Consider the following 14,427-nt stretch of genomic DNA (forward strand, 5'->3'; position numbering starts at 1 on the left):
CCTCAACGCCTGGGCCGCCGCCGGCTGGGAACGTTCCAAGGTGGGGCTGCCCACCGGACGCGCAGTGCGCCAGGCCGACGGCACCACGACCCAGACCTTTGAGAAGGGCAGCATCTCCGTGGCGCCCAACGGGAAGGTGACCATCCGCTGACATCCCGCACCGGGGGAGCGGCGAGGCGGCCAGAAGTGCGTGAGACAGCTCATGAGACACTGGCCGCCTCACCGCTTCCTTACCAGCCGCCTTCATCGACCACCTGCCGGGAAGGACCTCCACATGAACCGAGGACTCGTCTACTTCCACTTCGATCCTCATCATCAGGTCCGCGACTACGTCGTCGCCGCGCTCAGCTCCCTGCGGCCCCACGCCAACCACATCCTGCTGGTCTCCAACTCACCCATCAGTGAGGTCGACCGCGCCCGCCTGGCGACCTGCTGTGATGAGATCCTTCCGCGTCCCAATGAGGGGCTCGATGCCGGCGCCTACCGAGCCGGCCTGGAGCACCTGGGCTGGGAACGGCTCGCCGACTTCGACGAGCTCATCCTGACCAACCACACCTACTACGCGCCGCTGCGGCCCTGGGAGGAGGTCCTCACCCGCGCCGCGGGCTGGGGCGATATCTCCTTCTGGGGTATGACCGAGCACGCCACCATGCGCCCCCACCCCTTCCTCGCCCAGCGCGAGCTGCCCCGCCACCTCCAGTCCCACTGGATCGCGGTGCGCCGCAGGCTCCTGACGGACCCGGCCTTCCGGGAGTACTGGGAGCAGATGCCGCCGGTCTCCTCCTACCGCGACTCCATCCAGTGGCACGAATCGCGCTTCACCGGCCACTTCGCCGAGCTCGGCCACACCTGGCAGGTCGCCTTCCCCGTGGACCGCTACCGCTCGGAGAACCCGGCCATCGAGGAGGCCCCAGCGCTGCTGGCCGACGGCTGCCCCCTGCTCAAGCGCCGCGCCCTCTTCCACGACCCGCTCCACCAGGACCGCCAGGCCGTCGTCGGCGGGGAGCTGCTGGAGGCCGCCGCCCGGGCCGGCTACAGCGAGGACCTCATCCTGTCCGACGTCGTCCACACCGCGGCCGCCCGCGACCTCATCGTCAACGCCGGCCTCACCGAGGTCGTGACCGGGTGCGTCCCCGGGGCCGCGGGGGCCGGTGCCGAGACGAGCTCGCCTGAGCGGCGGCCCACGGGCTGCGTCGTCGTCCACGTCCCGGCCGGGAGGGAGGCGCTCGAGCGCGCCGAGGCCGATGGGCTGGCCCAGCGCCTGGCGAGCCTGCCTGCGCACTGGCGGGTCGTAGTCACCTCGCCCGAACGGCTGGATGCCGCCGACCTGGAGCGGGTCACCGGCCGCCGTCCCAGCCAGGAGGACACACAGGAGGACTCAGCGCACGGGGAAGGGGATGTGTCCTTCCGCTTGGTGCGCGACCTCGACCCGCGGGGCACGATCGCCTTCCTCACCCAGTGTGACGACCTCTGGGATCCCGGGCGTGCCGCCGGCGGCGACGAGGGCGGCGACAGTGGCCCCCTCGTCCTGCGGATCACCGTGGGGCCCCCGCCCGTCCCCGGTACGCGGGCCGACGACGTCGCCCACCGGCAGGCACTCGACTGCCTGCTGGACTCGCCGGGGTACACGGCCGGCCTCATCGACCTCTTTGCGCGTCACCCCGGCCTTGGCGTGGCCATGCCCGCCGCCGGCCACATCGGGCAGGCTCATGGAGGACCCACGTGGGACGGGCTGGCCGGCGCCGCCAAGGCCCTGTCCCGGCGGCTCGGTCTGAGCGCCGAGCTGGATCCGCTCGCCCCCGTGGCTCCTCCCGGCGCGATGTTCATGGCCCGCCCCGAAGCGCTGCGCACCCTGAGTGAAGGGGCCAAGGAGCTCGTGCGGCTGACCGACCAGGCCGCCGCCGGAGCCGAGCAGTCCGCCGAGCGCCTCAGACGCGCCCGCGCCGCCGAGGTGCTCGAGCTGCTGACCGTCTATGCGGCCATGTCCAGCGGCTTCCACCCCCGCGAGGTGCTCACTCCGGTCTGGGCCGGGCGGCTCTACGGGGCCCTGGCCTACAAGCATCGAGTCGTCACCGCGGACCTTCCGGCCCACACCGATGAGCAGGTCAGGTTCCTCCAGGCCCGATTCGGACCGCTGGCCGGAGTCGGCGCCCGGGTGCGCACCTACGTTGACGTCCACCACCCCGACATGGGCAGTGCTCTCAAGCCCGCCTACCGCTACCTGACCGGTGGGGCCTCGGGCCTGGCGCGCGCCGCGACGAGTGCCGGCAGGCGTCTGCGCGGTGTCGGCCGCCATCGGGAGGAAGACAAGGGGGATTGAGCGAGGTGTTAGCATAACGAGAGGTGCTCCCCGCACCTCCTGCCGGCATGGTCGGGTATGCCCCTTGGAGCCCCTGTTGGAGCCCCTGCCTCGATCAATGAGTCACGTGAGGACCTTTGACCTGTCCATGAAGAAGATCAGCGTCGTCATCCCCAGTTACAATGAGGAAAAAAGCGTCAGGTTGATGTATGACCGACTGAACTCGGTATTTCACACGCATCTTCCTCAGTACGACTACGAGATCATCTTCGTCGATGACTACTCGACGGACGGCACCCGCGATGCGATCCGCGCTCTGGCGGGTGAGGACAAGCGGGTGAAGGCCGTCTTCAACGCCCGTAACTTCGGTTTTCACCGGAATGTCTTCTCGGCGCTCACCTACGGCTCGGGGGACGCGACCTTCATGCTCTTCGGCGACCTCCAGGACCCTCCGGAGAACCTCCCGGAGTTCGTGGCCCGCTGGGAGGCCGGAGCCAAGGTCGTCATCGGGCAGAGGAGATCCTCTGATGAGGGCTTCATCATGACGGGATGCCGTCACCTCTACTACAAGCTCATCGACTGGTTCGCCGACACCCCTCAGATCGCGCGCTTCACCGGATACGGGCTCTACGACGTCGAGTTCATCGATGTTCTGCGGCAGATCGGCGATATTCAGCCCTACTTCAAGACGGTGGTCGCCGAGTACGGGATCGGGCTCGAGATCGTCCAGTACGATCAGGCCCAGTCCTCCCGAGGAAAGTCGAACTTCAACTTCCTGCGTAACTACGACTTCGCCATGCAGGGCATCACCAGCTCCACCAAGCTGCTGATGCGCATGGCCACCTTCGTGGCCACCTTCGTCGGCATCATCTGCCTGGGCCTGGCCACCTTCGTCCTGGTCAAGAAGCTCATCGATTGGAACGCCTATCCAGTGGGAGAGGCCTCGCGCACCGTGGGCCTGTTTTTCCTGGGCTCCATCCAGTTGTTCTTCATCGGAATCCTGGGCGAGTACATTCTCAGCATCAACGGGCGCGTCGTCAGCAAGCCTCGCGTGGTCATCGGTGAGCGCCTCAACTTCGGGCCCTCCGAAGGTCCTTCGAGCTTCGGAGGCGGCCCGGCGTCGTCGCAGGCGGGTCCCTCCGCGCAGGAACGCCCCGGCGGGAACGCCTCTTGAGCACCCTCCAGGAGAAACTGCGTCCCCTCCTTGCGCAGTTCGGGCGATTCCTCGTCGTCGGCGGCATCTCCTTCAGCGTTGACTTCGGCCTCTTCACTGTGCTGTACGGGCTGGGCGTACCCCACCTCATCGCCAGTGCGACATCCTTCTCCACCTCAGTGGTCCTCAACTACATCCTCTCCAGGCGCTACGTCTTCGAGGCGCAGGAGAATGTCAGTGTCCTCAAGGAATTCACGCTGTATGTTCTGCTCAACGTCGTCGCACTGGGCTTGAACACACTCATCCTCTACGTCTGCGCCGACCTCGCCGGCATGAGCCCCTTCCTGGGGAAGATCCTCGCCACGGCGATCGTGCTCATCTACAACTTCATCTCCCGCAAAGCCCTCCTGGAGCGTCTCGGCGCCTCTGGCGGGCCGACCACTGTCCACCACCCCGATGAACAGGCAGGCTCTCGTGTCCGGTAAGTCCGCGAAGAACAAAACGAGTCAGGTCAAGAACAACGACGCCGAGAAAACCGATCACGACTCCACGCCGCAGACCCGCTCCGCCGCCGGCCTCGTCACACGGATGCGCGCGCTCACTGAGACGACGAGCGATCAGGGACGCCGGCTGGTCGAGCGCGTGGTGGACAGCCGCCTGGGCTCCTGGTGGAGCAGTACCGAGCGTCCCGGCCTCGTGGACTGGGCGCTGCTGGGCATCATCCTGCTCGGCGCCTACGCCTTCTTCCTCTACGGGGACGTGCGAGCCACCTTCGAGCACTCCTTCAACTTCCTGGACTCGGTTCTTCAGGGGAGGATCGGCGACTTCTACCGGATCGCGATCGAGCACACCTCGACCGGTCACCCGGCGGTCTACGACATCCCGCTCTACCTGCTCTTCGGGCTGTGGAACCTGCCGACCTACATCATCTACCGGATCACCGGCTTCCAGTACCTGCTGTCGACGCCGGCGCAGCTGTGGCTCAAGACCATGATGGTGCTGGCCGCGCTTCTCGCCGCCAAGGTGCTGGTGGATATCGCGCGTGACCTCGGCGTCAGCCGGCAGCGCAGCAAGTGGGTCGCCTTCTTCTTCCTGTCGTCGATGACGTTGTTCGTCCCGGTCTTCGTCATCGTCCAGTACGACATCATCATGATCGTCTTCATCCTGCTGGGGCTGCGCGCCTACCTGCGTGGCCGGCTGGGCAGGTTCCTGCTGTGGTTCGCGATCGCCAACACGCTCAAGCTCTTCGCCCTTTTCATCTTCGTGCCGCTCCTGCTGCTGAGGGAGAAGCGGCTGCGCGTGGTGGCCCTCCAGGTCGTTGTCGGGCTCATCGGTCTGGTCGGGTGCCGCGCCATCTACCACGGCAATGTGGCCTACAAGGCGTCCACCGGCGGATTCATGAGCAGCATGCTTCAGAGGCTCACGGCCGTGGGGGTGCCGTGGCAGAGCAGCATGATTCCGATCTTCGTGGTGTTCATGGTCGGGATCGTCATCTTCGCCTACCTGCGCCGCCCTCAGGGGACGAAGGCCTTGGCGGCCGACGCGGTCTACATCTGTATGGCCATCTACCTCGTCTTCGCCACGGTCGTCCCGCTCAACCCCTACTGGGCCGTCATGGTCTCGCCCTTCGCGGTGCTCATCATCTTCCTCAACCCGCGTCACGTGCTGCTCAACTCTGCTCTTGAGGTGGGTGTTGGAACCGCGTTGTTCCTCATGTACACCTTCACCGGTTTCTCCATGTACAACCGGTCGATCCTCGATCAGCTGCTCCTGCCTCACCTGATGACTCCGACGGCGCAGCCCCGGTATGAGACCCCCGCGCAGTTCCTCGACGTCATGGGAATCAGCCGGCAGGGCTCCTTCATCGTCGGCTTCATGATCGCCTGCGCTCTGGCGTTCCTCTTCATCAACTTCCCGCGCACCGAGATGGTCGAGAAGCTGGGGCAGGGCGAGCGGGTCCCACGCTCCGCGGCCTGGTCGCGTCTGACCATGCCGGCGGCGTTCAGCGCGCTGGTGCTGCTCCCCTACTTCGTGCCGGCTGCTCCTGTGGCGTACTCGGCGGTCACCGACACCCCTCAGGCGGGGAGCGTCAACATCCTCGGCGATGGGGCCAGGGTCTCCGAGACCATCACCCTGCCGTCCACCGTGGAGGTCAGCTCCCTCAATATCGCCTTCCTGGCCGGAGACATCCAGTGGCTCGACTCCTCGGTGGTCAACGTCGAGGTCACGGACGCCTCCGGTGCCCGGGTCTTCAAGACCGCGGCGCCGGCGAACTCCCTCCACGAGGGTCTGCACGAGTTCCCGGCCAAGGGACTCGTCCTGCGCGGTGGCGAGAAGTACACCGTGACGATCACCAGTGAGCTGACCGAGGGCGGCAGCGCCGTCGTCGAGATCAATCCCGCGGTCGACCAGTTCCCGACCACGGAGAACGGAATGACCGTCAACGGCGATCTCCTCATGTCCATCAACGGCAGAACCAAGTGATTGCTCCGCAACCGCACCTGTTAGGATCCAGAACCATGGCAAAGACAGTTCTCGTCACTGGAGCAGGCGGCTACATCGGTCGCCACGTCGTCACCGCGCTCCTGGAGCGCGGCCTGGACGTCAAGGCCCTCGACCTGCGACTCGACGGCGTCGACGAGCGGGCGGAGAGGCTTACCCTGGACCTCTTCTCCGGGGACGCCGACATCTACGACCAGATGGGGCGCCCCGACGTCGTCCTGCACATGGCCTGGCGCGACGGCTTCAAGCACGCCTCGTCCGCCCACATGGACGACCTGGCCAAGCACGTCAACCTCATTGAGAACCTCTATGCGGGCGGTCTCAAGCAGCTCGCCGTCATGGGGACCATGCATGAGGTCGGCTACTGGGAGGGCGCCATCGACGAGAACTCCCCGTGCAACCCCGCCTCGCTGTACGGCATCGCCAAGAACGCACTGCGGGAGACCACCTTCCTGTCGGCCAAGGCACACGACGCCGTCGCCCAGTGGATCCGCGCCTACTACATCGTGGGCGACGACAAGTTCGGCAACTCGATCTTCTCCAAGCTCCTGGAGGCCGCCGAGGAGGGGCGCACCACCTTCCCCTTCACCACGGGTAAGAACCGCTACGACTTCATCTCCGTGGACGAGCTGGCCACGCAGATCGCCGCGATCGTGGACCAGACTGAGGTCGACGGCATCATTAACGCCTGCACCGGTGAGCCGATGAGCCTCGCCGAGCGCGTCGAGGCCTACATCCGGGACAACGACCTGGACATCACCCTGGAGTACGGAGCCTTCCCGGACCGGCCCTACGACTCGCCGGGCGTGTGGGGTGACCCGACCAAGATCCGCCGTATCCTCGCCTCAAGCGCGGGCTGACGCGCCCGGGAAACCCTATTACTCCGCTCTCCCGCTACGGTGAGCGGCTCGAACCACTGCCCAGAAGGGACATTATGGCAACGCTCGGCCAGGACCCGAAGCGACTCGGGATCTTCTTCTTCTTCGACGCTCAGGGCATCGTGGACTCCTACGTGGAGACCCTGCTTACTGACATGGTCAAGAACCTCTCCGAGCTGGTCATTGTCGTCAACGGTGAGTTGACCGCCAAGAGCTATGCCAAGCTGACCGCCTTCACGGACAACATCATCCTGCGGGAGAACAAGGGCCTGGATGCCTGGGCCTACAAAACGGCCATGGAGAGCTACGGCTGGGACCGGCTCGTCGAGTTCGACGAGGTCGTCCTGTTCAACGCCACCATCATGGGACCGGTGTACCCCTTCGAGGAGATGTTCACCGAGATGGCGGGTCGAGACATCGACTTCTGGGGAATCACCTGGTTCCATCTGGCTCCCGGAGACCCCTTCGGGCACGCCCTGGAGGGGTACCTGCCCCGTCATCTTCAGTCCCACTTCCATGCCTACCGGCGTTCCCTGGTCTCCTCCAAGGCCTTCCAGGACTACTGGGACAACCTTCCTCAGATCAATTCCTACGAGGATTCCGTGGGGCTCCACGAGGCGCCCTTCACCCAGCGCTTCGAGCGGCTGGGCTTCACCTCTGACGTGTATGTCAATACTGAGGACCTCGAGGGCTTCACCCTGCAGCCCATCCTCTTCGCCCCCAAGCAGCTCATTGCGGAGAGGCGCTGCCCCATCTTCAAGCGCCGCTCCTTCTTCCACAGCTACGAGGACGTGCTTCACCAGGCCGTGGGTAACGCAACCGTGGAGCTCTACGAGTACCTGCGCGACCACACCGACTTCGACACGAACCTCATCTGGGACAACGCCCTGCGCTCCATGAACATGGCGGACCTGGTCAAGAATCTCCAGCTCACCTACGTCCTGCCCACGCAGGCGGTGGCCCGCGAGCCCAAGCCTCAGAAGGTCGCCCTCATTGCGCACCTGTACTACATGGACCTCCTGGAGCCCACGCTCGCCTACGCCCGCTCCATGCCCGAGGGGACGGATTTCATCCTCACCGTCGGTTCTCAGGAGAAGGTGGAGCTGGTGGAGGAGGCCTGCAAGGATCTCCCCTACAACGTGACCGTGCGCCTCATTGAGAACCGAGGGCGGGACGTCAGTGCGCTCCTGGTGGGCTGCAAGGACATCGTCAGCGACTACGACCTCGTCTGCTTCATCCATGACAAGAAGGTCACCCAGCTGAGCCCGTACACCGTGGGTGAGGGCTTCGCCCGCAAGTGCTTCGATAACCTCCTCCCGACTCGAGAGTTCGTCGAGAACGTCATCTCCACCTTCGACTCGGAGCCCCGACTCGGTCTGCTGTCGCCGACCCCTCCCAACCACGCCGACTACTTCCCGATCTACTCCTACAGCTGGGGGCCGAACTTCGATCGCACGAAGATGCTCCTTGAAAAAGAGCTGAACCTGAGTGTCCCGCTCGATGCTCACAAGGAGGTCATCGCCCCGCTGGGCACCATGTTCTGGTTCCGGCCGGCGGCTCTCAAGCCGCTCTTCGACCACGACTGGCAGTGGGAGGACTTCCCGCCTGAGCCGAATGACATCGACGGAACCATCCTCCACGCCATCGAGCGTGCCTACGGCTATGTTGCGCAGGCCTCGGGCTACTTCTGCGGATGGCTCTTCTCCGACTCCTTCGCGAGGATCGAGCTGACGAATCTGTCGTACTACACCAGGGAGTTCACCACCGCGGTGTCACAGCACTGGGGGGTCGACGTCGAGCAGCGAATGGTCCAACAGATCCGTAGTGCTCGCAGCACTCGTCAGCAGGTCAAGGATCAGGTCAGCCGCTGGATCCCGACCGCAGTGCGCTCGCCCCTCAAGAGTGCCTACCGCCGAGTCAGGAGGATCGGGGAGTGACCGAGACGGGCGCGTCGGCTGGGGCGGCGGGTGTCAAGCCGGTCGCCAGAAAACGGACCAGGATCTTCTACCTCGATCTGGTCCGAGCCCTGGCAGCGCTTCTCATCGTCCTCACCCACTTCAACAACCCCTACCTGGCTGATGGCGGCTACGTCCTGACCAACTTCCCCTTCGGCATCTATGTGGGTGGGTTGGGCGTCTCCTTGTTCCTCATCATCTCCGGGGCCGCCCTGACGGTGACCTATCGGAGACCGATCAATCTCAAACGGTTCTACTGGAAGCGCTGTCTCAACATCTACCCGATGTTCTGGACCGCCTGGGTCCTTGCGACGCTCTACTTCTTCGTCACGACCGGGGGGCGGCCGCCCAACAGTGCCCCGACCCGCTCCCTCATCTTCACGGTCCTCGGCGTGGACGGCCTGGTCGCCAACTTCCAGGTGCGTACCGCCTACCTCCTGGGGGAGTGGTTCCTCGGGTTCATCCTCCTGTACTACCTCGTTTTCCCAGCGCTTTTGTGGGCCATCGACCGCTTCCCGGTCGTCACCGGCGTCGTCATCCTGGCGGCCTATGCCGCCACCGTGATCGTCATGCAGCGCTACTTCGCGGGCTACCCCTCGGCGATGATCCTCACGACCAGACTCCCCGAGTTGGCCTTCGGCAGCTACTTCGTCCTCTACGTCCGCCGGGTCCACTGGGCCGTCGTCATTCCGGCAGCCGCGGTCCTGGCCGTCTCGGCGATGCTCCCCGAGGAGATCCCCGAGGACGTGGCCACCACACTTGTCGGCATCTCGGCCTTCCTCATCCTCGTGGTCGTCGGTCGCTATGTGGCGATCCAGCCGGTACGTGCACTCGTCGACCTGATCGCCAAGTACTCCTATCCGATCTTCCTGGTCCACCACGTCGTCATCATGGTCCTCTTCGAGAAGATCAACGTGGCGGGCTTCGTGCCGGTTCAGCGCTACACGATGCTGGCCGCGACCTGCGTCATCGTCTTCGGCCTGTCGGTGGCGCTGGTGAGGATCACCGACCACATCGTCGCTTTCGTCACCAAGGCCTTCAAAGGCATGAGCTGGCATCCCGAGGTCTCCGAGGTCGAACGCTGATATGTTCGGCGTGCGGCTCCGGGCAGGGACGAGCTCGTGTCCAGCGCCTCTGAGGCGTGTCGAAGGCAACGGCGGCCGCCGGCCCGCACGGCTCCGGGAACGCCGAGAATAGTGACGAGGCCGTTGTACGACGCGTGAGAGCTCGTCCCACCGCCCCGACTCGACTACACCAAGGGAGACCCTCGTGACCCGTACCTGCCTCGTGACCGGTGGTGCCGGATTCATCGGCTGCGCGATCTCGCATGACCTGGCGGACGCCTTCGACCGTGTCGTGGCCCTGGACAACATGCACCCGCAGATCCACCCCTCCCAGGCTCGCCCTGCCGAGCTCGACGAGCGCGTGGAGCTGCGCCGCCTGGACGTGTCCGTCGCCGAGGACTGGGACTCGCTCCTGACCGAGGTCGCGCCGGATGCCATCGTCCACCTGGCGGCGGAGACCGGAACTGGCCAGTCCCTCACCGAGGCCTCCCGGCACGCCAACGTCAACGTCGTCGGCACCACCCAGATGCTCGACGCCCTCGTGCGCCACGAGATCCGTCCCGACAAGATCGTCCTGGCCTCCTCCCGGGCCGTCTACGGCGAGGGGAAGTGGATCGATGCTGCGGGACACCCCTCCTACCCCGGCCAGCGCACCCACGCAATGCTCGAGGCTGGTCAGTGGGATTTCGCCGGGCTGACCCCCTCGGTCCAGTCCTCCACCGAGGTCAAGGCCTCCCCGGCCAACGTCTACGCCGCCACCAAGTTCTGCCAGGAGAACCTCGTGACGTCCTGGTGCGGCTCCTTCGACGTTACCCCGGTGCTCTTCCGGCTTCAGAACGTCTACGGACCCGGCCAGTCCCTCATCAACCCCTACACCGGCATCGTCTCCCTCTTCGCCCGCCTGGCCAAGCAGGGCCAGTCCATCCCGGTCTACGAGGACGGCCAGATCGTGCGGGACTTCGTCTTCATCGACGACGTCGCCTCCGCCATCGTGGCCGGCGTCCTGCACTCGCCGGCCACCTCCACGCCCTACGACATCGGCCTGGGGGAGCGGACCACCATCATGCAGATCGCTCAGACCATCGCCGAGCACTACGGAGCGCCCGCACCGCACGTCACCGGCCAGTTCCGTGACGGCGATGTGCGTGCCGCCTGGGCGGACACCGCGCGCGCCCGCCAGGCGCTGGACTGGGAGCCCCGGGTCGGCGTCACCGAGGGCATTAACCGGCTGTGCGACTGGATCGATGCCCAGCAGAAGGCGGCTCCCCCAGCGCCCACCGGCACTGCGACGGAGGTGTGAGCCTATGAAGCTCTCTCGACTGCTCCGCTCGGAGGATGCCCGCCAGACGCTGGACCTCACCCTGCGGCTGACTCAGCGCTCGGTCTCCTCGGAGTTCAAGGGCACGGCCCTGGGGCGCCTGTGGTCATTCATCAACCCCCTGGCCACCATCGCCATCTTCGCCCTCATTTTCGGCGTCGTCTTCCGCGGAGGCGTGGAGCCGGGCCGCAACTCCGGCATCAACTCCTTCGCGCTGTGGATCGGCATCGGGGTGCTCAGCTGGACCTTCTTCTCCAGCGGCATCATGGCCTCCATGAACGCCCTCGTGGACAACGCGGGGCTCCTCACCAAGGTCTACTTCCCCCGCCAGGTCCTCATCTACTCCGCGGTCCTGTCACTGGCCGTGGACTTCGCCTTCGAGCTGCTCGTGCTGGTCATCATCGCCATGATCTTGGGAGGGCCGGGAGTCCTGGCGATGATCCCGGCACTGCTCGTCGTCACCGTACTGGTGGGGATGTTCGCCGTTGGACTGGGCCTCATGCTGTCCATCGCCACCGTCTACTTCCGGGACCTGGGACACCTGTGGCAGATCTTCAACCAGATGTGGATGTACGCCTCCGGGGTCGTCTTCCCCCTGACCATGGTCAACAAGGTTCAGAACGACCTGTTCGACAAGGGCTGGCAGGTCAACGGCGGGCCGATCCCGCTGACCACGATCCTGCGTCTCAACCCCGCCGAGACCTACCTCGAGGCCTTCCGATCCTGCCTGTACGACTTCGCCCTGCCGTCGCAGCCCGTCTTCCTGGCCTGCCTGGCATGGGCGATCGTCATGCTCACGTTGGGCCTGGTCTTCTTCCGCCGGCACTCGGCGAGCATCGTTGAGGAGCTCTGACACGCCAGATGACCGCATCAACCGGATCGTCCGCATCATCACTCACGTCGTCGGTGCCGGCTGCCTCGGCCGTGCCGGCCGTGCGCATCGAGGACGTCTCCAAGCGCTTCCGGATCTATCACCACCGCAATCAGTCCCTCAAGGGCGCCGTCCTGCAGCGGGGCCGCGGCGTCTACGAGGACTTCTGGGCGCTCAAGGACATCACCTTCGACATCCCCGAGGGCAAGACCTTCGGGCTCATGGGACACAACGGATCGGGCAAGTCCACGCTGCTCAAGTGCATCGCTAAGATCCTGGCTCCCGACTCGGGCTCCATCACCGCCCGGGGGCGCATGGCCGCCATGCTGGAGGTCGGCTCGGGCTTCCATCCCGAGCTCTCCGGGAGGGAGAACATCTTCCTCAACGGCGCCATCCTGGGGATGAGTCGCAAGGAGATCGAGGCCAAGTTCGATGACATCGTCGACTTCTCCGGGGTGGGTGAGTTCATCGACCAGCCGGTGAAGAACTACTCCTCGGGCATGTACGTGCGCCTCGGCTTCTCCGTGTCCATCCACGTCGAGCCGGAGATCCTCCTGGTCGACGAGGTCCTGGCCGTCGGCGACATGGAGTTCCAGGAGCGGTGCATGGACAAGTTCGCCGAGTTCCGCGAGGACGGCCGCACCGTCGTCGTCGTCTCCCACGGCCTGGAGCAGATGCGCACCTTCTGCGATGAGGTCGCCTGGCTCGACCACGGCCACCTCAAGGAGGTCGGCCCGGCCCCAGAGGTCATCGACAAGTACTCCGACGTCACCCACGGAGCCAAGAAGGTCAAAGAGGGCCAAGGCACCCGTTTCGGCAGTGGTGAGGCCCAGATCCGCCGCATCGAGCTGCTCGACCGCACGGGCCGGCCGGCGACCTCCATGCGTACCGGGGACGAGGCCACCATTCGCCTTCACTACCACTGCGAGGAGACGATCGAGAAGCCCGTCTTCGGCTGCTCCATCGACACCCGTGAGGGCATCTTCGCCTGGGGGCTTCACGGCCTCGACGACGGCTTCCAGCCCGAGAGGATCGAGCCGGGGGAGGGGACCGTGGACATCTCCATCCCCGCGATGATGCTACGGCCGGGCGCCTACCTCATCTCCGCCTCCATCCAGCCCTGGCAGCTCTCCAGCGTCATCGACGCCTACCAGAAGGCCACGGCCTTCGACATCATCCCCGGGCCACGCATGGAGTCCGGGGGCCTGGTGGCCCTGGGGGCCCACTACGAGCGGATCGACCCGCCTCGCCCCATGGTCACGCTCACCAAGGACGACTGAGGCTCGGCGGGCGGTCAGTGCCGCTACTCAGCGCCTCTGCATCTTCTTGACCCCTTGGGCCACGGTGCGGAAGAAGGGCTTGGCCGTGGCCTCCACATGGTCGACCTTCAGGTTGATCTCATAGGCGTGCATAAGGACCTGGCGCATCGTGTCATGCAGGTCGCCGATGGTGAAGCGTAGGTCGTGCATGGCCTTCTTGAGGTGCGCGATCTCCTCGTCCTGCTGCTCCAGCCTCTTCTGGATCCGGTGGTAGTACTCCGCTGAGACGAGCAGGAGTCCGAGGTTCTCGGAAGCGGCCGCCACGCCCTGCGGGGAGGACTCGGTCCCGGTGCAGCTCACGGACAGACGGGCGTAACGGTCCCGGATGGCGAGGTTGTCGGTACGGTGGTGGGCGGCGTCGACGACGACGGAGTTGCCGATCGTCCCGTCGGTGGAGTCACGGTGGTGCCAGTGCGCCAGCGGCTCCCCGTCAATGAAACCCACAGGGGAGGTCGCCAGCAGCCGCAGATTGAAGTCCCAGTCGGCCTGGGTCAGCAGGGTGCCGTCCCAGTGGCCGATGCGATCGGCCACCTCACGGCGGATGAGCTGCGAGATCGGCGGGACATAGTTGGCCACCATCGTGTCGATGAGGGTCCAGCTCTCCTTGTCCTGCGTCATCACCCACCGGCCACGCTCGGTCAGGCCCTCGTCGGTGACTATCTCATCGACGACGTCGCAGCGCGTCGCCACAGCGCCGTGCTCGGGGTGGTCATCGAGGTGGGCCACGCAGGCGGCCAGGAAGCCGGGCTCCCAGGAGTCGTCGTCGTCATGGATCGCGAAGAACTCGCAGGAGGAGACGGCCAGACCGTCCTCCAGGGCGGCCTCGCGCCCGTGAGAGGTCTCGTTGGTGACCACCCGGGTGCGCTCCCTGAGCCACTCGGGAGCGCTCTCCAGAGCGCTGTCCACCGACTTGGTGCTTCCGGCGTCATTGACGATGACGAGTTCGAGGTCCTGGAAGGACTGCGCCCCGACCGACTGGAGTGCGCGCGTCAGCAGCACGGGACGGTTACGGGTCCGGGTCACCACGGTGACTCGGGGGGATTGTGCGGCGTGTCCAGCCATTGTCGG

At 65.6% G+C, this 14,427-nt stretch carries 11 protein-coding genes; 10 read left to right on the forward strand and 1 reads right to left on the reverse strand.

Going from position 1 to position 14,427, the window contains the following annotated elements:
- Positions 1-274: 274 nt before the first annotated feature.
- The 10 genes from HMPREF3165_RS02340 to HMPREF3165_RS02385 all read left to right on the forward strand — a co-directional run bounded on the left by HMPREF3165_RS02340 (position 275) and on the right by HMPREF3165_RS02385 (position 13,320).
- Positions 275-2,320: a rhamnan synthesis F family protein gene (locus HMPREF3165_RS02340; RefSeq protein ID WP_003787067.1), complete on the forward strand. Its 2,046-nt coding sequence runs from the start codon at positions 275-277 to the stop codon at positions 2,318-2,320.
- 97 nt (positions 2,321-2,417) lie between these two features.
- Positions 2,418-3,473, forward strand: a complete 1,056-nt coding sequence (locus tag HMPREF3165_RS02345) for a glycosyltransferase family 2 protein (RefSeq protein ID WP_020991747.1) — start codon at positions 2,418-2,420, stop codon at positions 3,471-3,473.
- On the forward strand, positions 3,470-3,937 hold the full coding sequence (locus HMPREF3165_RS02350; RefSeq protein ID WP_003787061.1) for a GtrA family protein: 468 nt from the start codon (positions 3,470-3,472) through the stop codon (positions 3,935-3,937). Before HMPREF3165_RS02345 ends, HMPREF3165_RS02350 begins: the two co-directional genes overlap by 4 nt.
- Positions 3,927-5,936 (forward strand): hypothetical protein, encoded by a 2,010-nt coding sequence (locus HMPREF3165_RS02355; protein WP_070510632.1) that lies wholly within the window; start codon positions 3,927-3,929, stop codon positions 5,934-5,936. The genes HMPREF3165_RS02350 and HMPREF3165_RS02355 overlap by 11 nt, the downstream gene beginning before the upstream one ends.
- Before the next feature lie 35 nt (positions 5,937-5,971).
- A complete protein-coding gene (locus HMPREF3165_RS02360; RefSeq protein ID WP_003787057.1) occupies positions 5,972-6,814 on the forward strand; it encodes an NAD-dependent epimerase/dehydratase family protein in 843 nt (280 codons plus the stop codon).
- Between the two features lie 74 nt (positions 6,815-6,888).
- Positions 6,889-8,769 (forward strand): rhamnan synthesis F family protein, encoded by a 1,881-nt coding sequence (locus HMPREF3165_RS02365; protein ID WP_070510634.1) that lies wholly within the window; start codon positions 6,889-6,891, stop codon positions 8,767-8,769.
- Positions 8,766-9,872: an acyltransferase family protein gene (locus tag HMPREF3165_RS02370; RefSeq protein WP_070510636.1), complete on the forward strand. Its 1,107-nt coding sequence runs from the start codon at positions 8,766-8,768 to the stop codon at positions 9,870-9,872. The genes HMPREF3165_RS02365 and HMPREF3165_RS02370 overlap by 4 nt, the downstream gene beginning before the upstream one ends.
- Before the next feature lie 184 nt (positions 9,873-10,056).
- Positions 10,057-11,151, forward strand: a complete 1,095-nt coding sequence (locus HMPREF3165_RS02375) for an NAD-dependent epimerase/dehydratase family protein (protein WP_070510637.1) — start codon at positions 10,057-10,059, stop codon at positions 11,149-11,151.
- A 4-nt stretch (positions 11,152-11,155) separates the two neighbouring features.
- Positions 11,156-12,022, forward strand: a complete 867-nt coding sequence (locus HMPREF3165_RS02380) for an ABC transporter permease (RefSeq protein WP_009747800.1) — start codon at positions 11,156-11,158, stop codon at positions 12,020-12,022.
- 8 nt (positions 12,023-12,030) lie between these two features.
- Positions 12,031-13,320, forward strand: a complete 1,290-nt coding sequence (locus tag HMPREF3165_RS02385) for an ABC transporter ATP-binding protein (RefSeq protein WP_083303163.1) — start codon at positions 12,031-12,033, stop codon at positions 13,318-13,320.
- A 27-nt stretch (positions 13,321-13,347) separates the two neighbouring features.
- On the opposite strand, the gene HMPREF3165_RS02390 is transcribed toward HMPREF3165_RS02385, so the two are convergent.
- Positions 13,348-14,421, reverse strand: coding sequence for a glycosyltransferase family 2 protein (locus HMPREF3165_RS02390; protein WP_070510639.1), 1,074 nt, complete (start codon positions 14,419-14,421; stop codon positions 13,348-13,350).
- Positions 14,422-14,427: the final 6 nt, after the last annotated feature.

Origin of the sequence: Actinomyces sp. HMSC08A09, assembly GCF_001807465.1 — a bacterium.
In the GTDB taxonomy this organism is placed as follows: domain Bacteria; phylum Actinomycetota; class Actinomycetes; order Actinomycetales; family Actinomycetaceae; genus Actinomyces; species Actinomyces oris.